We start from the raw sequence: 18,855 nt of genomic DNA, 5'->3' as shown, positions 1-18,855 counted from the left end.
TAGACTGATGACACCCCCTATACGAGCCGTATAGGGTTACCAATCTGAGCCGCTCTGCGGCTCTTCCTTTCAGCCCCAGCGGGGCTGGGTTTAATGAACCTAGCACGGCTCGTGCTAGGTTATGTATCTTATTCAGCTTTATCGCCGATCAATACCGACTCTAACGCCACTTCAATCATATCATTGAAGGTTAATTGACGCTCTTCAGCTGTTGTTTGTTCGTGAGTGCGAATATGGTCTGAAACAGTACAGATTGCTAATGCTTTTGCACCAAACTCTGCTGCAACACCATAGATACCCGCAGCTTCCATTTCAACACCTAAAATGCCGTATTTTTCCATTACATCAAACATAGATGGATCCGGAGTATAGAAAAGATCAGCAGAGAATAAGTTACCCACACGGATATTCACGCCTTTTTCTTTCGCTGCTTGAACAGCTGCGGCGGTCATATCAAAATCTGCGATTGCAGCAAAATCGTGATCTTTAAAACGCATACGGTTTACTTTAGAATCTGTACACGCACCTAAGCCGATAACTACATCACGTAATTTCACATCTTCACGAACCGCACCGCAAGAACCGACACGAATGATTTTTTTCACGCCATATTCAGTAATTAACTCTTTTGCATAGATTGAGCAAGATGGGATACCCATACCGTGTCCCATCACAGAAATACGGCGACCTTTGTAAGTACCGGTATAACCGAACATATTACGAACGTTTGTTACTTGTTCTGCATTTTCTAAGAAAGTTTCTGCGATGTATTTTGCACGAAGTGGATCGCCCGGCATAATTACAACATCTGCAAATGCACCAGCCGGTGCGTTAATATGTGGAGTCATTTTTTGTTCCTCTGTTTGTTTTATAAAATGAGATTTTCCCCCTCTCCCTGATTTTGCTTCTAAACGAAGCAAAATCTTTCCCTCTCCCACAAGGGGCGAGGGTTTTAATCTACCATTATTCTGGTAATAGCATTTTACTCTCTCCCCTTGTGGGAGAGAGACAGCCATAGGCTTCGTTCAGAAGTCTATGGCAGAGAGAGGGGAATTTACCTTAATACCCTGCAACCACTTTAGCCTGTTGGTCATTCAACGTCGCTAAAAGATTTGCCAATAAACTTGAAGCACCAAAACGGAAATGCGCTGGGTTAATCCAATCTTTTCCTAAAATTTCAGACGCTAGGGCAAGATATTGTTCTGCTTCTTCACTGGTTTTTACACCACCGGCGGCTTTAAAGCCCACTTTATCAGCGACATTTAAATCACGGATAGTTTCTAACATAATACGTGCCGATTCAAGTGTTGCGTTTACCAGCACTTTACCAGTTGAGGTTTTAATAAAATCAGCACCAGCTTGAATTGAAATTTCGCTCGCTTTACGAATTAGCGCTTCCGTTTTTAATTCGCCGCTTTCAATAATCACTTTTAATGCAACATTTTGAGCAAAACAAACCGCTTTACATTGTTTAACCAGCTCAAAGCCAACCTCTTCATTCCCTGCCATCAATGCTCGATATGGGAAAACCACATCGACTTCATCAGCCCCGTAAGCAACAGCGGCTTTCGTTTCAGCCACTGCAATATCAATATCATCATTCCCGTGAGGGAAGTTGGTTACCGTGGCAATTTTTACCTGTGCAATCCCAGCTTCTTTTAATGCTTTACGGGCAATCGGTACAAAGCGAGGATAAACACAAACCGCTGCCGGTATACCAAAAGTGGTGTTCGCTTGTTGGCAAAGGGCAATCACTTTTTCATCCGTGTCGTTATCGTTTAAGGTGGTTAAGTCCATCAATGACAACGCTGTTTTCGCTGAATCTTTTAAGCTCATGATGAGCCTCCTATTATAATCAGGCACAATCAAGCAAACGTTTCCGTGCCTCAGATACAACAACACCACTGTTACCAGTGGTGTTTTATCTTGTTAAGTTCGATTAAAGAACCGAACCGCCTAAACCAATGAATAAACCTGCAATGGTCGCACTCATTAAGTTTGCAAGCGAACCTGCGATAACCGCTTTAATCCCTAATTTTGCAATATCGCCACGGCGATTTGGTGCCATACCACCTAAACCACCGATTAAAATTGCAATTGAACTAAAGTTTGCAAAGCCGCAAAGTGCGAAGGTAATAATCGCTTTGGTTTTATCGGTTAATTGGATTGCCGATTCAGGGCTTAGATATTTAGAGAACTCTAAGTATCCCACAAATTCGTTAATCGCTAATTTTGTTCCGATCATTTGACCTGCGATATGTGCTTCTTCCCAAGGCACACCAATTACCCAAGCAAGCGGTCTAAATACCCAACCGAAAACCATACCTAATGATAATTCAGGCATACCGAACCAAGCACCCCAAGCACTGATACCGCCAAGCATACCGTTTAATAATGCAATTAACGCAACGAATGCAATTAACATTGCGCCTACGTTTAATGCAAGTTGCATACCAGAACCTGCACCAGCAGCCGCTGCGTCTAAGATGTTTGCCGGCTGTTCTAATTCAACTTTCGTCATATCATCGTTGAATTGCTCGGTTTGTGGTAATAAGATTTTCGCAAATAATAAACCTGCCGGAGCCGCCATAAATGAAGCTGCGATTAAGTAAGTTAATGGCACGCCCATACCTGCATAACCCGCCATTACAGAACCTGCGATAGAGGCTAAACCACCTGACATTACTGCAAATAATTCAGATTGCGTCATTTTGCCGATATAAGGTTTAACGATAAGAGGAGCTTCAGTTTGACCAACGAAAATGTTAGCTGCTGCAGACATTGATTCTGCTTTTGAAGTACCAAGGAGTTTTTGTAATGCACCGCCGATAATTTTAATTAACACTTGCATTACGCCGATGTAATAAAGAAGAGAAATAAGAGCAGAGAAGAAAACAATAGAAGGAAGAACACGTACAGCGAAAATAAAACCATCTCCGCCCATTACTTCAAAAATTTTATCGCTGGCTAAGCCACCGAATACAAATTTAATCCCTTCAAAACCATAACCTATGACATTGTTCACGCCATCTGCTAACGCTTGTAAAGCTTGGCGACCGATTGGCACATAAAGCACCAATGCTCCTAAACCGATTTGTAAACCCAATGCACCAAACACGGTACGGTAGTTAATTGCTTTTTTATTATTTGAAAGCACAAAGGCAATCGCTAAAAGCACAATAATACCTAATAGGCTGTTTAACGTACTCATAAAATAACCTCAAAAGAAAAAGTTAATCGTTTTTTACTCAAAAAACGAGCCTAGAAAAAAGTTCCGTAACTATACAGATTTTTACAAAAAAAATCTTGTGCTTTTTATGTATTTTGAGAGATATATCTCAAAAATTTTCTGTTCGTTTTCACCAATTCACTTTATCAACTTATGCTCCTTCTATAACTTAGATGAAAATGTTATAACAGTTTAAAAAGAGTATGTTATATTGCTTGCATGATTTTCCATTATAGCCAAATACCTTATGTCGAAAAAAACACCAATTCCCCTCATGCCTTGGGCTGCCTCTCATCAATGGGAAGTGAAATGGCTCAATCTCGCCATCATCTCTATTGCGATGGCAAGCATGGGGATTGGCGAAGGGTTATTAGTGTTAGCACAATTTGGTAATGCACCTTGGACGGTACTTTCACAAGGGATTGCACTACAAGTCGGCATCTCATTAGGTGTTTCTATTGCGCTCATTAGCGTTGTTGTCCTTTTACTTTGGATTCCGTTCAAATTGCGTTTTGGGCTTGGCACTATACTCAATATCTTAATTATCGCTTTTTTTGCTGATCTCACCACCCGTATTCTCTCTTCACCAGAAGCCATATTTACTCGGATCAGTTTTATGCTTCTCGGTATTTTCATTTTTGGGGTGGGTACGGCATTTTACCTTTCTTGTAAATTAGGAGCGGGGCCTCGTGATGGATTGATGGTAGGGATTTGCCAAAGATACGGCTGGAACGTAGGGAAAGTAAGAACAGCAATTGAAGTGAGTGTCTGCGGTTTTGGTGTATTTCTAGGCGGTACGTTTGGCGTGAGTACACTACTCTTTGCTGTTAGCGTAGGCTGGATTATTCAAGGCACTTATATGTTATTAGAAAAACGTTTTACTGCTTCAGAAAGCGGTCAAATTTAATTTATTTTTTACCAACGAGGAAACTATGTCAAATATCCATGAGATTTATTTAGCAGGTGGCTGCTTTTGGGGAACCGAAGCCTTTATGCAACGTATCAATGGTGTGATTGATGCTCAATCGGGCTACGCCAATGGCAATACCGATAATCCGAGCTATCAAGATGTTTGTGCCGGTAGCGGTCATGCTGAAGTGGTTAAAGTTACCTACGATGCAAATAAAATTTCTTTAGCTAAATTATTGGATTATTATTTCAAAGTCATCGATCCAGTGAGTGTGAATCAACAGGGGGAAGATAAAGGGATTCAATATCGCACAGGGATTTACTATGTTGATCCGCAAGATATTCCCGTCATCAATCACGCTCTCGCAGAGTTACAAAAACAGTATACTGAGCCTCTTGCAGTTGAAAATGAGATGTTGGAACATTACTTTCCGGCAGAAGAATATCATCAAGATTATTTAGATAAAAATCCAAATGGTTATTGCCATATTGATATTCAATTGATGAATGAGATTTTGAAGAATCAATAAGAAATTAAGGTAATTTATTTGCACCAAATAATTTTGTTCTTTCTATAATAAATAAAGGAAAATTAAAGAAAAAATCCAGTGAATAATGATATCTTTAGAAAACAGTAAATAATATTTGAGATATTGATTGTATTACTGAGAGCTGTGTAATATGGGGTTTGATTAAATAATTGAGAAAACAAGATGGAATATATTGTTAATGTAAATGAAGCTAATTTTAGCGAAGTTTGGGCTGCGGCTTCACAAGTACCGATGGTGTTTAATTTTATTTCACCACGTGAAATGGCTTCACTGGAGATGGATGGTTTGTTGCGCCGACTTGCAGATGAACATTCAGGGCAATTTATTTTGGCAACGGTAAATTGTGATGAGCAACGAGAGCTCGCCACACAATTTCGTATTCAAACGATTCCAACCATGTACCTTTTTGCTGATGGGCAGCCGATTGATATGATTCAAGGCGCAGTAAGCGAACCTGAATTACGTGTTCGTTTAGCAAACATTTTACCCAAAGAAGAAGATATTAAATTTAATCAAGCGCTTGAATTGTTACAAGATCAGCGTTATGAAGAAGCTTTGCCTTTATTAAAAAATGCTTGGGAGCTATCTGATAAGAAAAATAGTGATTTTGCGTTGTTATACGCAGAAACTTATATCGTGATGAAAAAAACAACAGAAGCTAGAGAGATTCTAAAACAGATCCCTATTCAAGATCGAGATAGCCGTTGGAATGGGCTACAAGCGCAAATCGAACTGTTGGAACAAGCTTCTGAATCGCCTGAATTACAACAGTTGCAGCAAGATTATGCTATGCAAAAAACACCTGAGATCGCAATGAAATTGGCAAATCAGCTTCATCAAGCACATAAAAATGAAGAAGCATTAGCGCTCTTATTTGACTGGCTTAAATCTGATCTTAATGTTTCAAACGGCGAACTTAAAGCGCAATTTCTTGCCATTCTGGCTGCACTTGGTAATGATCCTATTGTGCCTAAATTTAGACGCCAACTTTACTCTTTACTCTATTAGCCACACAGGCATGCTAAAATAGTCAGAAAAGGCTACTTTTATTAAGGAAAAAACATGACAACAAGACACGTAAAATTATTGATTCTCGGCTCTGGCCCAGCGGGATATACCGCTGCAGTTTATGCCGCTCGTGCGAACTTAAAACCGGTTCTCGTAACAGGGATGCAACAAGGTGGTCAGCTTACCACAACCGATGAAATTGAAAACTGGCCGGGCGAATATGAACAAATTACTGGCTCGGGTTTAATGGATAAGATGTTAAAACACGCCGAAAAATTTGAAACAGAGATTGTGTTTGATCATATTCATAGCGTTGATCTTTCAAAACGTCCTTTTACATTAAAGGGCGATATTAATACATTTACCTGCGATGCGTTGATTATTGCAACGGGAGCTTCTGCCAAATATTTAGGTTTACCTTCAGAAGAAACCTTTAAAGGTCGTGGCGTTTCGGCTTGTGCAACTTGTGATGGCTTTTTCTACCGTAATAAACCGGTTGCGGTTATTGGCGGTGGGAATACCGCTGTGGAAGAGGCGCTTTATTTAGCGAATATTGCAAGTGAAGTTCACCTTGTTCATCGCCGTGATACCTTCCGTGCGGAAAAGATCTTATTAGGGCGTTTAGCCAAACGTGTTGAGGAAGGCAAAATTATTTTACATACCGATCGCACGGTTCAAGAAGTCTTGGGCGACAATATGGGCGTAACAGGAATGCGTTTAGCTTCAACAAAAGATGAAACACTTGAAGAGATTAACGTTGATGGCTTTTTTGTGGCGATTGGACACGCACCGAATACAGCGATTTTTGACGGTCAATTAGAACTCGAAAATGGCTATATTAAAGTTAAATCAGGCTTAGAAGGCAATGCGACAGCGACTTCGGTTGAAGGCGTATTTGCCGCAGGTGATGTAATGGATCATAACTATCGCCAAGCGATCACTTCAGCCGGAACAGGTTGTATGGCGGCGCTTGATGCAGAACGTTTCTTAGATGCTTTAGAAGGCTAGGAGTAAAAAATGAATTTTACCGTAATTATTCCGGCTCGTTATGCTTCAAGTCGCTTACCTCGTAAGCCTTTAGCGGATATTGTTGGGAAACCGATGATCCAACACGTTTGGGAAAAAGCACAACAAGCGGGCGCAAATCGCGTGATTATTGCAACAGATCATCCTGAAATAGAAAGCGTTGCTCGCCAATTTGGTGCAGAAGTGTGTATGACTTCGGATAAGCATAATTCCGGTACAGAGCGTTTAGCCGAAGTTGTGGAAAAAATGCAAATTGCAGACGATGAGATTATTGTGAACATTCAAGGTGATGAACCTTTAATTCCACCAAGTATTGTTGAGCAAGTTGCACGCAATTTGGCTGAAAATCAGGTTAATATGGCAACACTTGCGGTAAAATTAACAACCCGTGAGGAACTTTTTAATCCAAATGTGGTTAAAACGTTGAACGATAAAAACGGAATGGCACTCTATTTCTCACGTGCGCCCATTCCGTTTGGACGTGATAATTTCCCACATTGTGATGATGCTTTTGTCCAACAGCAGAATTATTTACGCCATATTGGTATCTATGCTTATCGAGCGAGTTTTATTAAACAGTATGTTGCGTGGCAACCAACAGCCCTTGAGCAGTTAGAGTCGCTAGAGCAACTCAGAGCGTTATGGTATGGCGAGAAAATTCATCTCGCATTAGCAAAAGAAGCCCCACAAGTGGGTGTGGATACATTAGAAGATTTGGAACGAGTACGCCAAATTTTATCTGCTAAGTAGCAAGCGGTTGATTTTGGTTAATGTTTTGCAAAAAACAACCGCTTGTAGATAGCTATATTTAATAAAGGAACATAACTATGTTAGGTAACATTTTAGGATCAATTGCTTCATCTGTATTAAGTGGCAATAATAGTAATCAATCTGTTGCGATGCAATTAATCCAATCTTTACTTCAATCTGAAGGTGGCATCGAAGGATTAATTCAACGCTTTAACCAAAGTGGTTTAGATGATTTACTTAAATCATGGATTAGCCCAAATGAAGAAAATGCTCCAATCTCAAATCAACAAATCGTTGAAGTCGTGGGCGAAGATAATTTACGCTCAGCAGCAGAAACTGCTGGTGTTGATGAAAAAGATGCGGGAGATATTTTGGCGGAGTATTTACCAAAATTAGTGGATATGCTTACGCCGGACGGGCAATTACCGGATTTAAAAAATCTAAATACTAATGATTTATTAGCACAAGCGGCAAAAGGTGTGTTAGGTAAATTATTTAGTTAAGAAAAACCTAGTTGATGAGTAATCAACTAGGTTTTCTTTATTTTGTTAAACGAGCTGTGGCTTCTTGAGAGTATTCTAAAATAGTTTGGTAATCTGTAGTTGGAATACCAACCCCACCTAAAAAATGCATTTGTACATTTTCAATGCCACAAAAGTTAAATAATCCGTTGCCTAGGGTATCATCAAGAGATTTTAAAAAGCCTTTTTGTGCATATTTTTCATTAGTATTGCCCATCGTAATGAAATGTTGCATTTTCTTCCCTTTTAGCAAACCGATGCTTTCATTTTCCCCGTTTTTATAAGCAAATCCATAAGTTAAAACACGATCTAAATAGCCTTTTAATATTGCTGGAAAGCCCATCCACCAAAGAGGGTAAATAAGCGTGATGAGATCAGCTTGTTGCCAGTATTGATGCTCCTGACTAACAGCTTCTGCATAATTTCCACTAAAGGTTGCAAGGCATTCTTGCCAGCTTAGGGTTGGGTTAAATTCAAGATTATTTAAATCTCTTACGATAACACTATGTGGTTCACTGGCTTTAATCACGCTATCTAAAATTGCCCGATTAAAACTGTTTGGATTAGGGTGCGCATAAATAATTAAGTGTTTCATATTTGTCCTAAATAAAAATGGTTTGCAACATTTTACCGCCTTATCGAAATTCACGCCATTCTTCTTTGATGAGTATCAATAAATCATCATTTAGAGAGAGAAATACCCCTTTATAGTGATGAAGAAAAAAGCCAAAAAATCGGATAATGACAAAAATTTAATTCGTATTGTTTTAGGTAATGATTTGAGTGATTTTGCAGATCAAAAGCTCCCTCGGCGTGCTTTTTTACAAGGGCAATTTTTAAATACGCTCAAAAAAGAGCAAATTCGCTTACAAGGTTATGATGCAATTCTTCCACCCTGGGCAAATCTTGCAATTTTTTTAGAAAAATGCACCGCTTGTCGGCAATGTGTAGCGGTTTGTGAAACACAGATTATTAAATTCAGTGACGCTGGCTTTCCTGAAATTGATTTCAGCAAAGGCGAATGTACGTTCTGCCAGAAATGTGTAGAAATCTGTTCAGAACCGATTTTTCGAAGCACGGAAGAAGAGGCTTGGGCACATAAGGTTGAAGTTACCGAGAGCTGTTTACTTAGCCAAAAAATTGAATGCCGAGCTTGTGGTGATTATTGTGAAAGTCGGGCAATTCGTTTTAAGCCGCAGTTAGGCGGTATTGCAAAATTAGAACTGGATTTACCCGCTTGCAACGGCTGTGGCGCTTGTATTGGTGTTTGTCCTGTGAGTGCGGTGAAAATATTGAGAGAATGATGAGTAATTTTGATTTAAACAAAAACTGGTATGTCTGTAGTCTTGTGGTGCAAGCTAAACCAGCCAAACTTGAGCAAGTTCAAGCGGATATTTTGAAAATTCCGCACAGTGAAATTCACGGTGTGAAAGAAGCAGAAGGCAAGATTATCGTGACCATTGAAAGCGATAGACAACTTGCACTAGCGGATAGAATTGATGAAGTAAAAGAAATTGATGGGGTCATTGTTGTTTCATTAATTTCAAATTATATCGATGAAAAATAATTGTGGGGATTTCGATCCTCCACTGCTATCGAAACGGACACACGCAGTGTGTCCCTACAAGCGGTTCAATTTTTAACTTAAGTGGGAAACATTATGGAACTTAACCGTAGAGATTTTATGAAAGCTAATGCAGCGATTGCAGCTGCAGCGGCTGCTGGTATGGCGATCCCTGTGAAAAACGTCTATGCTGCTGATGATATGGGGATTAAGTGGGATAAAGCACCGTGCCGTTTCTGTGGTACGGGTTGTAGCGTATTAGTGGGAACAAAAGATGGTCGTGTGGTGGCAACCCAAGGCGACCCGGATGCAGAAGTTAACCGTGGTTTAAACTGTATTAAAGGCTATTTCTTATCCAAAATTATGTACGGTGCAGACCGTGTTCAAACGCCATTATTACGTATGAAAGATGGTAAATTCCATAAAGAAGGGGATTTTACGCCGGTTTCTTGGGATCAAGCCTTTACGATTATGGCAGATAAAATCAAAACGATTTTAAAAGAGAAAAAAGATCCGAATGCCATCGGTATGTTCTCTTCCGGTCAAACTACGATTTTTGAAGGTTATGCCAAAGTGAAACTTTGGAAAGGAGGCATTCGTTCTAATACTATCGATCCGAACGCTCGTCACTGTATGGCTTCAGCGGCGGTAGCCTTTATGCGTACCTTTGGTATGGATGAACCGATGGGTTGCTATAACGACATTGAAAAAACCGATGCTTTTGTGCTTTGGGGCTCAAATATGGCGGAAATGCACCCAATTTTATGGAGCCGTATTTCTGACCGCCGTTTATCTGATGACAAAGTGAAAGTGGTAGTGATGTCCACCTTTGAGCATCGTTCTTTTGAACTGGCGGATACACCAATTATTTTTAAACCGCACTCAGATTTAGCTATTCTTAACTATATCGCCAACTACATTATCCAAAACGATAAAGTGAATTGGGATTTTGTGAATAAGCATACTAAATTCAAACGTGGCGAAACGGATATTGGTTATGGTTTACGTCCGGAACATCCGTTACAAAAAGCCGCGAAAAATGTGAAAACCGCAGGCAAAATGTATGACAGCGATTTTGAAGAATTCAAGAAAATTGTTGCGCCTTATACCTTAGAAAAAGCCCACGAAATTTCAGGGGTGCCAAAAGAGCAACTTGAAACATTAGCGAAAATGTATGCGGATCCGAACCAAAAATTAGTGTCATTCTGGACAATGGGCTTTAACCAACATACTCGTGGTGTGTGGGTAAACCATATGATGTATAACGTTCACCTACTTACTGGAAAAATTTCGTTAGAAGGTTGCGGTCCGTTCTCTCTAACAGGTCAGCCGTCTGCTTGTGGGACAGCGCGTGAAGTCGGGACTTTCGTACACCGTTTACCGGCGGATATGGTGGTGACCAATCCAAAACACGTAGAAATCGTAGAAACGGCGTGGAAATTACCGAAAGGTACCATTTCAACGAAACCGGGTTATCCTGCGGTAATGCAAAGCCGTATGTTAAAAGACAGCAAGATGAATTTCTTATGGCAACTTTGTACCAACAATATGCAGGGTGGTCCAAACATTAACGAAGAGATTTTCCCGGGCTGGCGTAATCCTGACAACTTTATTGTGGTGTCTGATCCTTATCCGTCTGTAAGTGCGGTCGCGGCAGACTTAATTTTACCAACTTGTATGTGGGTAGAAAAAGAAGGGGCTTATGGTAATGCAGAACGCCGTACTCAATTCTGGCGTCAGCAAGTGAAAGGGCCGGGCGAGTCTCGTTCAGATTTATGGCAAATTGTTGAATTCTCTAAATACTTCAAAACAGAAGATGTGTGGAGCGAAGAGTTGTTAGCACAAATGCCTGAATATCGTGGAAAAACCCTTTACCAAGTACTGTACGAGAATGGCGAAGTCAATAAATTTGACACACCGAAAAATGTACCGGGTTATTTAAACGATGAAGCGGATCACTTCGGTTATTACTTACAAAAAGGCTTGTTTGAAGAATACGCACAATTTGGTCGAGGACACGGACACGATTTAGCGTCATTTGATACTTATCATCAAGTGCGTGGTTTACGTTGGCCTGTGGTAAAAGATGAAAAAACAGGCGAATTCAAAGAGACACTTTGGCGCTATCGTGAAGGCTATGATCCTTATGTGAAAGCAGGGGAAGGTGTCGCATTCTACGGTTATCCGGATAAAAAAGCGATTATCTTAGGTGTGCCTTATGAAGGTCCGGCAGAAAGCCCGGATGAAGAATATGATTTATGGTTAAGCACTGGTCGTGTATTAGAGCATTGGCATACAGGCACAATGACTCGCCGTGTGCCTGAATTACATAAAGCATTCCCGAATAACCTTTGCTGGATGCACCCAGCGGATGCGAAAAAACGCGGTTTACGTCACGGTGATAAAGTGAAATTAATTACCCGTCGTGGCGAAATGATTACGCACTTAGATACACGTGGTCGTAATAAATGTCCGGAAGGTTTAGTCTTTACAACGTTCTTTGATGCAGGGCAGTTAGCGAATAAATTAACATTAGATGCAACTGATCCAATTTCAGGCGAAACCGATTACAAAAAATGTGCGGTTAAAGTAGTGAAGGCGTAATAGCAAGTGCGGTCAAAATTGGCAAAATTTTTGAAAATTTAACCGCTTGTAGGGGCAAATCACATTTGCCCCAATGATGAAAGGGCGAAAAATGTTTCGCCCCTACAAAAATTACGCAGGATATGACGATGAAATTAGATCCAAACCGCCGCCAGTTTCTCAAAAATGCAACCAGAACAGCGGCAGGTGTCTGTGGCGTTGGTGTGATCTTAGGATTACAACAACACCAAGCGAATGCTAAAGAGGGTGTGGCACTTCGTCCCCCTGGGGCGTTGCCGGAAAGTGAATTCTTAGCTGCTTGTACACGGTGTGGTCAATGCGTACAGGCTTGTCCTTACGATATGTTGCATTTGGCAAGTTTGCTTTCACCAATGGAAGCCGGCACACCTTATTTTGTGGCTCGTGATAAGCCTTGTGAAATGTGCGAGGATATTCCTTGTATGAAGGCTTGTCCAAGTGGGGCATTAAGTGAGGAATTGAAAAACATTGATGACGCAAGAATGGGATTGGCGGTATTGCTCGACCACGAAACTTGTTTGAACTGGCAAGGCTTGCGTTGTGATGTATGTTATCGTGTTTGTCCTTTGGTGGATAAGGCGATTACCCTTGAGCGCATTCATAATGATCGCACAGGTATTCACGCCAAATTAATTCCAACCGTACATTCTGATGCTTGTACAGGTTGTGGAAAATGTGAGCAGGCCTGTGTGTTGGAAGAAGCCGCTATTAAGGTACTTCCAATGGATTTAGCCAAAGGTTTATTAGGGCGCCATTACCGACTGGGTTGGCAAGAAAAGCAAAATGCAGGCAAAGCGTTGTTGGAAGATCAACATCCGGATGGTTTACGTCCTGCCTTTGAGGCTCAAATGCCGGAAGGCAAATATGAACCGGTTTATCAGCCAATGCAAGTTCAGCCAAACCTTAAAGTGGCAACACCGAGCCGAGCAACGCAAGATTATGTGCCGAAATCAACAACGGTACCTGATGCCGAGCATTTCCCTAACTTAGACTTGAATATCAAAGGGGTGAAGTAAATGGTTGAAGTCAAAACTACGCCTAATCGCCCACAAGATGCAGGCTTAGAAGCGCGTCAGAAATTAGGCTGGTGGAGAGCTTATCGCTTTCTTATTTTACGCCGTTTAAGCCAACTAGCGATTATTGCGATGTTTTTAAGTGGGCCATTTTGGAATGTCTGGATCTTAAAAGGGAATTACAGCGCAAGTTTATTATTTGATGTTATTCCTTTAACGGATCCGCTCATTACTGCGGAAAGCCTTGCGACAGGCTATTTACCGGAATGGAGCACGATCTTAGGGGCGTTAATTATCATTGCTTTTTATGCGCTGGTGGCGACCAAAGCCTTTTGTAGTTGGGTTTGTCCAATGAATATGGTAACTGATGCGGCAGCGTGGTTACGCCGAAAATTGGGTATTCGCCAGAGTGCAAAATTACCAAGAGGGCTACGTTATGCCATTCTTGCGATGATTTTGGTGGGAAGTGCCATTTCTGGCACGCTTTTGTGGGAATGGATCAATCCTGTTGCAGCACTCGGTCGGGTCTTTGTATTCGGTTTAGGTGCAACCCTATGGTTGGCGGCAATCGTGTTCTTCTTTGATCTTTTAGTGGTCGAACACGGCTGGTGTGGACACCTTTGCCCAATCGGCGCAACTTATGCCTTAATTGGTCGTAAAGCACTGATTAAAGTGAATGTGGTTGATCGCAATCGCTGCGACCGTTGTATGGATTGCTACAATGTATGTCCTGAACCACAAGTGCTACGCTTACCATTGCACGGCAAACCCGAAGATAGCCAAATCGTGTTATCCCAAGATTGCATTAGTTGCGGACGTTGTATTGACGTCTGCCCTGAAAATGTTTTTGCCTTTGGGAGCCGATTTGAGAAAGGGATTGATGTGAAAAATATTTGAACGTGAATGTTTAATGTAGGGGCTAATCACATTAGCCCCCCAAAAATAATTTATGTGAATGGGCAAATGTGATTTGCCCCTACAAAAATAATCAAAACGGAGTGAATTCCAATGAGAAAAATTTTAACCTTAATTTTGACCGCACTTGCAGGTGTTGCTGTGGCAAATACGCAAGTTACAACGGATATAAACAGTACGGCAGAAAGTGTTGCGCCGGCATTTACTAACCCTTATAAAGATGCAGGGAATATACCGATTACCTTCCCTCATCAACCACCGCTTGTGCCGCATAGTATCCGTGGTTTGCAAGTGACCAAAAATACCAACCAATGTTTAGGTTGCCATTCGCCAGAAGTAGCTCAAACAACGGGGGCAACACGTATTCCTGAAAGCCATTTTATGGATCGTGATGGCAAACGCACAGAAGGTGCTTCGCCGCGCCGTTACTTCTGTTTACAATGCCACGTGCAACAAACAGATGTAAACCCGATTATTCAAAATAAATTTGACACAATTCGCCAAACGCAAGGTAAATAAGGAGCAAAACAATGTTTAAAAAATTTTGGAATTGGTTTCGTACACCAAGCAAAATGGCGGCTGGAACAATCATTTTAATTTCAGCAATCGGTGGTATTTTAGCCTGGGGTGGCTTTAATAAAGGGTTGGAATATACCAATACAGAACAATTTTGTTCTGACTGTCATATGAACGATGTCGTGCCTGAATATCAAGCCTCTGTTCACTTTAGCAACCGTTCAGGCGTAAAAGCAATCTGTTCCGATTGCCACGTTCCACACGAATTTTTACCAAAATGGAAACGTAAAATTCAGGCTTCAACGGAAGTTTATGCACATTTTACCGGCAAAGTGGATACCAAAGAGAAGTTTGAAGCACATCGTTTAGAAATGGCGGAACGTGAATGGGCTCGTATGAAAGCCAATAATTCACAAGAATGTCGTAACTGCCATAACTTCGATGATATGGACTTTACCCAACAAAAAACCGTGGCACAACAAATGCACGCAATGGCTCAAGAGCAAAACAAAACCTGTATTGACTGCCACAAAGGGATTGCTCACAATCTCCCACATATGGAAAAAGTTCAGAAATCATTTATTCCTGAGGATATGATTGAGAAAAAAGAATCTTCTTCAAAATAAGATTTGGTAAGAAAAGTTAAGCGGTTGAATTTAACGGATTTTTTGCAAAATGTTTGTTAAATTCAACCGCTTGTTTATTTAAGATTAGTTATATTTTTTCTTTTCAAGAGCGATAGTTTCTTCGCTTGTGATATGAATATCCATTTGATTATATGGAATAGCAATGCCCGCTTCATCAAAGGTTAATTTCACCTTTTCCATAATGCCCCAATAAGTTGCCCAATAATCAGATGTATTTACCCAAGGGCGTACAACAAGCTGAACACTATTTGCCGCTAAAGCACTAACAGCAATAACTGGTGCAGGGTCTTTTAATACACGAGAATCATTTGCTAGGATATTCGCAACAATTGCTTTTGCTTTAGCAATATCAGCATCGTAAGAAATATCAAAAATAAAGTCGATACGGCGTGTTTCATTGTCAGAATAGTTCACGATACTATCAGAGAACACTTTACCATTTGGAATAAGTACCGTTTTATTATCGCCAGTACGAAGTTCTAGCACTAATAAACCCATTTCTTCAACAGTACCACTCATGCCTCCTGTTTCGATCAAATCTCCTTTCTTGAAAGGTTTAAAGATCAATAACATGACGCCAGCTGCAAAGTTTTGCAACGAGTTTTGTAATGATAAACCGATAGCTAAACCGGCTGCACCGATAAGCGCAACAAGGGAGCTTGTATTGATCCCTAATTGAGATAATGAAGCAATCACAACAATGAGAAGTAATAAGAAGTAGCTAATTGAGCGAACGAAGCCTTGTAGCATTTCATCTTTAGTTGAAGCTAGTGCCGCTTTACCAAGTAATTTACTGATAAGTTTCGCTAACCATTTCCCAATAACAAAAATGGCAATGGCAAGTAAGACTTTTGTACCATAGGGGATAATCCAATCATTGAGCATCGTATCGAAGTTCATTGAACTTACTTTATCGATAACTTTTTCTGTTTCCGCAACAACATCAACGTGTTGCGCAGCTTCTGCTGCTTTTTCTGCCGTTTGTCCTGACATTTGATTTCCTCATTTAAATGAATAATTACCCCGAAACAGGGGCGTTTGTGTTAAAATTTAAAGCAAGATTTTACCTTAAATAATGTTGGTAATGTAATGACAACAGAAAAAGTAATTAGTGCCGGCGTGCAATTTTTTACCATCAGCGATGATGAAGCCGGACAACGTTTGGATAACTTCTTACTCACCAAGCTCAAAGGCGTGCCAAAAAGCCTGATTTACCGCATTGTGCGTAAAGGCGAAGTGCGAGTGAACAAAGGGCGGATTAAACCCGAATATAAGTTGCAAGCAGACGATATTGTACGAGTTCCGCCTGTGCGTGTGGCAGAAAAAAATGAAGCCCCGATTTCGACTAAACTCAACAAAGTCGCCGAACTTGAACATCAAATTCTTTATGAAGATGATGTGATGTTAGTGATTAACAAACCGTCCGGCATTGCTGTTCACGGTGGTAGCGGTTTGAGTTTCGGTGTGATTGAAGCCTTACGAGCGTTACGCCCACAAGCCCGTTTTTTAGAGTTGGTACACCGTATCGACCGAGATACCTCGGGGCTATTATTAGTGGCGAAAAAACGTTCCGTATTGCGTAATTTGCACGAACAATTGCGTGAGAAAGTTGTACAGAAAGATTATCTTGCACTCGTACGTGGGCAGTGGCAATCGCACGTTAAAGTGATTAAAGCACCGCTATTGAAAAACGAATTAGCCAGTGGCGAACGCATTGTACGAGTGAGCGAAGAAGGCAAACCGTCCGAAACTCGATTTGTGATTGAAGAACGTTATCCGACAGCGACTTTAGTCAAGGCTTCGCCTGTGACAGGTAGAACGCACCAAATCCGTGTACATACTCAATACGCAGGACACCCGATTGCCCTTGATGACAAATACGGCGACCGTGAATTTGACCAAAAAATGCAACAAGCGGGTTTAAACCGCCTATTTTTACACGCTCATTCCATTCGCTTTGTTCACCCGAAAACGGGCGAAGAAATGGTTGTGACAGCACCGTTGGATAAACAACTAAAGGCCGTGTTGGCGAAGCTGAGAGCGGAGAAGTAATAGAATAGAGCTGGAGAAAAATAATGAAAAAGGCTATTCCTATAATAGCTATTTCATTTTTGATTTATTTTTCATTTGTAGATCATCGTTATGAAATAGAAACAAATTATAAAATAATTTATTTCGCTATTTCTTATGTCCTTATTTTACCTATCCTTATAAAAGATGTTATTAAAGGATATAGATCTCATAAAGAGCTAGAGAAAAAAAGATATTTTTCCAAGAAAAAGCAAGAAGAGCATGAGAAAAACTTAGAGGAGTATTCTTTATTTAGTAATATTCTAGGCTCTCTTGCTGCTCCTGCTGCATTTGCTATTTTAGTTATGCCAATAATATCTTATGAGTATACTTATAGATTTGGGAAAAATGTCTTTTATACTGCAGATGTTTACGATAAAGAAATTTATCATTCATCAGGAAAACATGCAAAGACATATTATTATGTGAGTGTAAACTCTAATGAATTTGGAAAAGAAACTATAGAAAATAGAGCATTATATGAAAGAGTAAATGTTTCATCAAAAGTTTCTATTACTAAAAGACAATCTCTTCTAGGTAATTATATTCATTATAAAAGTATTAGCGTAATTACAAAGTAATACGTCAATTTTATTAAGAGATAAATAATGCAAATAAATTACAAAAATTTCCAAGGATCTGACCGCTTATTAGATCTCACTTCCCCCAAAATTATGGGGATTTTGAATTTTACCCCTGATTCATTCTCCGATTCGGGCAAATTTTTTACCCTTGATAAAGCCTTGTTTCAAGTGGAAAAAATGCTCAATGATGGGGCGGATATTATTGATATTGGTGGTGAGTCCACCCGTTCGAATGCGGAAATCGTTACTCTTGAGCAAGAGTTGGAACGGGTTGTGCCGTTAGTTGAAGCGGTTCGCAAACGGTTTGATTGTTTGATTTCGGTGGATAGCTCAAAGGCGGAAGTGTTTCGTCAATCAGCCTTAGTTGGGGCGGATATTCTCAATGATATTCGTGCGTTACAAGAGCCGAATGCCCTAGAAACTGCCGTAGAATTAGGCTTGCCTGTTTGTTTAATGCATATGCAAGGCACACCGCAAAATATGCAACAAAATCCTGAATATGATGATGTGGTGGAAGAAGTCGCAGATTTTCTCAACCAACGCATTTTTGCTTGCACAATGGCTGGCATTCCCAAAGAGCATATTATTTTAGATGTCGGCTTTGGTTTTGGTAAAACGGTGCAACATAATTATCAACTGCTAAAACATCTAAACGCCTTTGTGGCTTCAGGCTATCCTGTGTTGGCTGGGCTTTCCCGTAAGTCAATGATCGGCAATGTGATCAATAAACCTGTCGATCAACGTGTCGCAGGCAGTATCGCTGGGGCATTGCTCGCGGTGCAAAATGGAGCGAAGATCGTGCGAGTTCACGATGTGGCGGAAACCGCTGACGCGTTGAAAGTGTGGCAAGCGATGAATGAATGTGAATAAAAAGTAAAGTAAAACTTACTATCTCAGACAAGTGTCTAAGAAATGGTGGAGAGATATTGT

21 protein-coding genes are annotated in these 18,855 nt (G+C 40.6%); 16 read left to right on the top strand and 5 right to left on the bottom strand.

The window, feature by feature from the left end:
• Positions 1–128: 128 nt before the first annotated feature.
• The 3 genes from deoD to AM305_RS02185 all read right to left on the bottom strand — a co-directional run bounded on the left by deoD (position 129) and on the right by AM305_RS02185 (position 3,211).
• The gene (gene deoD / locus AM305_RS02195) at positions 129–848 is read right to left on the bottom strand and encodes a purine-nucleoside phosphorylase (protein ID WP_005822742.1); all 720 of its coding nucleotides are present in this window, start codon (positions 846–848) and stop codon (positions 129–131) included.
• A gap of 211 nt (positions 849–1,059) precedes the next feature.
• Complete coding sequence (deoC, locus tag AM305_RS02190) at positions 1,060–1,836, bottom strand: deoxyribose-phosphate aldolase (protein ID WP_005822741.1); 777 nt, start codon at positions 1,834–1,836, stop codon at positions 1,060–1,062.
• 103 nt (positions 1,837–1,939) lie between these two features.
• Positions 1,940–3,211, bottom strand: coding sequence for a NupC/NupG family nucleoside CNT transporter (locus tag AM305_RS02185; protein WP_005822739.1), 1,272 nt, complete (start codon positions 3,209–3,211; stop codon positions 1,940–1,942).
• A 265-nt stretch (positions 3,212–3,476) separates the two neighbouring features.
• Here AM305_RS02185 and yczE point away from each other — a divergent pair, with 265 nt between their 5' ends.
• From yczE to AM305_RS02155, 6 genes are all read left to right on the top strand, one after another.
• Positions 3,477–4,136, top strand: coding sequence for a membrane protein YczE (gene yczE, locus AM305_RS02180; RefSeq protein WP_035293701.1), 660 nt, complete (start codon positions 3,477–3,479; stop codon positions 4,134–4,136).
• Positions 4,137–4,161: 25 nt separating this feature from the next.
• The gene (gene msrA, locus AM305_RS02175) at positions 4,162–4,668 is read left to right on the top strand and encodes a peptide-methionine (S)-S-oxide reductase MsrA (protein WP_005822736.1); all 507 of its coding nucleotides are present in this window, start codon (positions 4,162–4,164) and stop codon (positions 4,666–4,668) included.
• A gap of 183 nt (positions 4,669–4,851) precedes the next feature.
• Positions 4,852–5,697, top strand: a complete 846-nt coding sequence (locus AM305_RS02170) for a co-chaperone YbbN (RefSeq protein ID WP_005822734.1) — start codon at positions 4,852–4,854, stop codon at positions 5,695–5,697.
• 54 nt (positions 5,698–5,751) lie between these two features.
• Complete coding sequence (gene trxB, locus AM305_RS02165) at positions 5,752–6,705, top strand: thioredoxin-disulfide reductase (protein WP_005822732.1); 954 nt, start codon at positions 5,752–5,754, stop codon at positions 6,703–6,705.
• Positions 6,706–6,714: 9 nt separating this feature from the next.
• Entirely contained in the window at positions 6,715–7,473 is a 759-nt protein-coding gene (kdsB, locus tag AM305_RS02160; RefSeq protein ID WP_005822730.1) for a 3-deoxy-manno-octulosonate cytidylyltransferase, read from the top strand.
• A gap of 77 nt (positions 7,474–7,550) precedes the next feature.
• Positions 7,551–7,976: a YidB family protein gene (locus AM305_RS02155; protein ID WP_005822728.1), complete on the top strand. Its 426-nt coding sequence runs from the start codon at positions 7,551–7,553 to the stop codon at positions 7,974–7,976.
• 37 nt (positions 7,977–8,013) lie between these two features.
• Here AM305_RS02155 and AM305_RS02150 read toward each other — a convergent pair whose 3' ends face one another.
• Positions 8,014–8,589, bottom strand: a complete 576-nt coding sequence (locus tag AM305_RS02150; RefSeq protein ID WP_005822726.1) for an NAD(P)H-dependent oxidoreductase — start codon at positions 8,587–8,589, stop codon at positions 8,014–8,016.
• 184 nt (positions 8,590–8,773) lie between these two features.
• On the opposite strand from AM305_RS02150, the gene napF reads away from it, so the two are divergent.
• The 7 genes from napF (at position 8,774) to AM305_RS02115 (ending at position 15,250) form a co-directional block, all read left to right on the top strand.
• Positions 8,774–9,298 (top strand): ferredoxin-type protein NapF, encoded by a 525-nt coding sequence (gene napF, locus AM305_RS02145; RefSeq protein WP_035293721.1) that lies wholly within the window; start codon positions 8,774–8,776, stop codon positions 9,296–9,298.
• Positions 9,298–9,561 carry a chaperone NapD gene (locus AM305_RS02140; protein ID WP_005822724.1) on the top strand — a complete coding sequence of 88 codons (264 nt, stop codon included), beginning with the start codon at positions 9,298–9,300 and terminating at the stop codon, positions 9,559–9,561. The genes napF and AM305_RS02140 overlap by 1 nt, the downstream gene beginning before the upstream one ends.
• Before the next feature lie 93 nt (positions 9,562–9,654).
• The gene (gene napA / locus AM305_RS02135) at positions 9,655–12,162 is read left to right on the top strand and encodes a nitrate reductase catalytic subunit NapA (RefSeq protein WP_005822723.1); all 2,508 of its coding nucleotides are present in this window, start codon (positions 9,655–9,657) and stop codon (positions 12,160–12,162) included.
• 128 nt (positions 12,163–12,290) lie between these two features.
• Positions 12,291–13,196 (top strand): ferredoxin-type protein NapG, encoded by a 906-nt coding sequence (gene napG / locus AM305_RS02130; protein ID WP_005822722.1) that lies wholly within the window; start codon positions 12,291–12,293, stop codon positions 13,194–13,196.
• Positions 13,197–14,090 carry a quinol dehydrogenase ferredoxin subunit NapH gene (gene napH, locus AM305_RS02125; RefSeq protein WP_005822721.1) on the top strand — a complete coding sequence of 298 codons (894 nt, stop codon included), beginning with the start codon at positions 13,197–13,199 and terminating at the stop codon, positions 14,088–14,090.
• Between the two features lie 111 nt (positions 14,091–14,201).
• Entirely contained in the window at positions 14,202–14,627 is a 426-nt protein-coding gene (locus AM305_RS02120; RefSeq protein ID WP_005822719.1) for a nitrate reductase cytochrome c-type subunit, read from the top strand.
• An 11-nt stretch (positions 14,628–14,638) separates the two neighbouring features.
• Complete coding sequence (locus AM305_RS02115) at positions 14,639–15,250, top strand: cytochrome c3 family protein (protein WP_005818003.1); 612 nt, start codon at positions 14,639–14,641, stop codon at positions 15,248–15,250.
• A gap of 84 nt (positions 15,251–15,334) precedes the next feature.
• On the opposite strand, the gene AM305_RS02110 is transcribed toward AM305_RS02115, so the two are convergent.
• Positions 15,335–16,264 carry a mechanosensitive ion channel family protein gene (locus AM305_RS02110; protein WP_005822717.1) on the bottom strand — a complete coding sequence of 310 codons (930 nt, stop codon included), beginning with the start codon at positions 16,262–16,264 and terminating at the stop codon, positions 15,335–15,337.
• 96 nt (positions 16,265–16,360) lie between these two features.
• Between AM305_RS02110 and rluC the strand changes: the two genes are divergently transcribed.
• The 3 genes from rluC to folP are packed head-to-tail and all read left to right on the top strand — an operon-like array spanning position 16,361 to position 18,795.
• On the top strand, positions 16,361–17,323 hold the full coding sequence (gene rluC / locus AM305_RS02105; protein ID WP_005822715.1) for a 23S rRNA pseudouridine(955/2504/2580) synthase RluC: 963 nt from the start codon (positions 16,361–16,363) through the stop codon (positions 17,321–17,323).
• 23 nt (positions 17,324–17,346) lie between these two features.
• A complete protein-coding gene (locus AM305_RS02100) occupies positions 17,347–17,922 on the top strand; it encodes a hypothetical protein (RefSeq protein ID WP_005822713.1) in 576 nt (191 codons plus the stop codon).
• Between the two features lie 27 nt (positions 17,923–17,949).
• A complete protein-coding gene (gene folP, locus AM305_RS02095) occupies positions 17,950–18,795 on the top strand; it encodes a dihydropteroate synthase (RefSeq protein WP_005822712.1) in 846 nt (281 codons plus the stop codon).
• Positions 18,796–18,855 lie beyond the last annotated feature (60 nt).

The organism is Actinobacillus minor NM305 (assembly GCF_000175195.1).
Lineage (GTDB): Bacteria > Pseudomonadota > Gammaproteobacteria > Enterobacterales > Pasteurellaceae > Haemophilus_A > Haemophilus_A minor.
The sequence above is the reverse complement of the archived record's forward strand: the minus strand, read 5'-3'. Positions and strand labels throughout refer to the sequence as shown.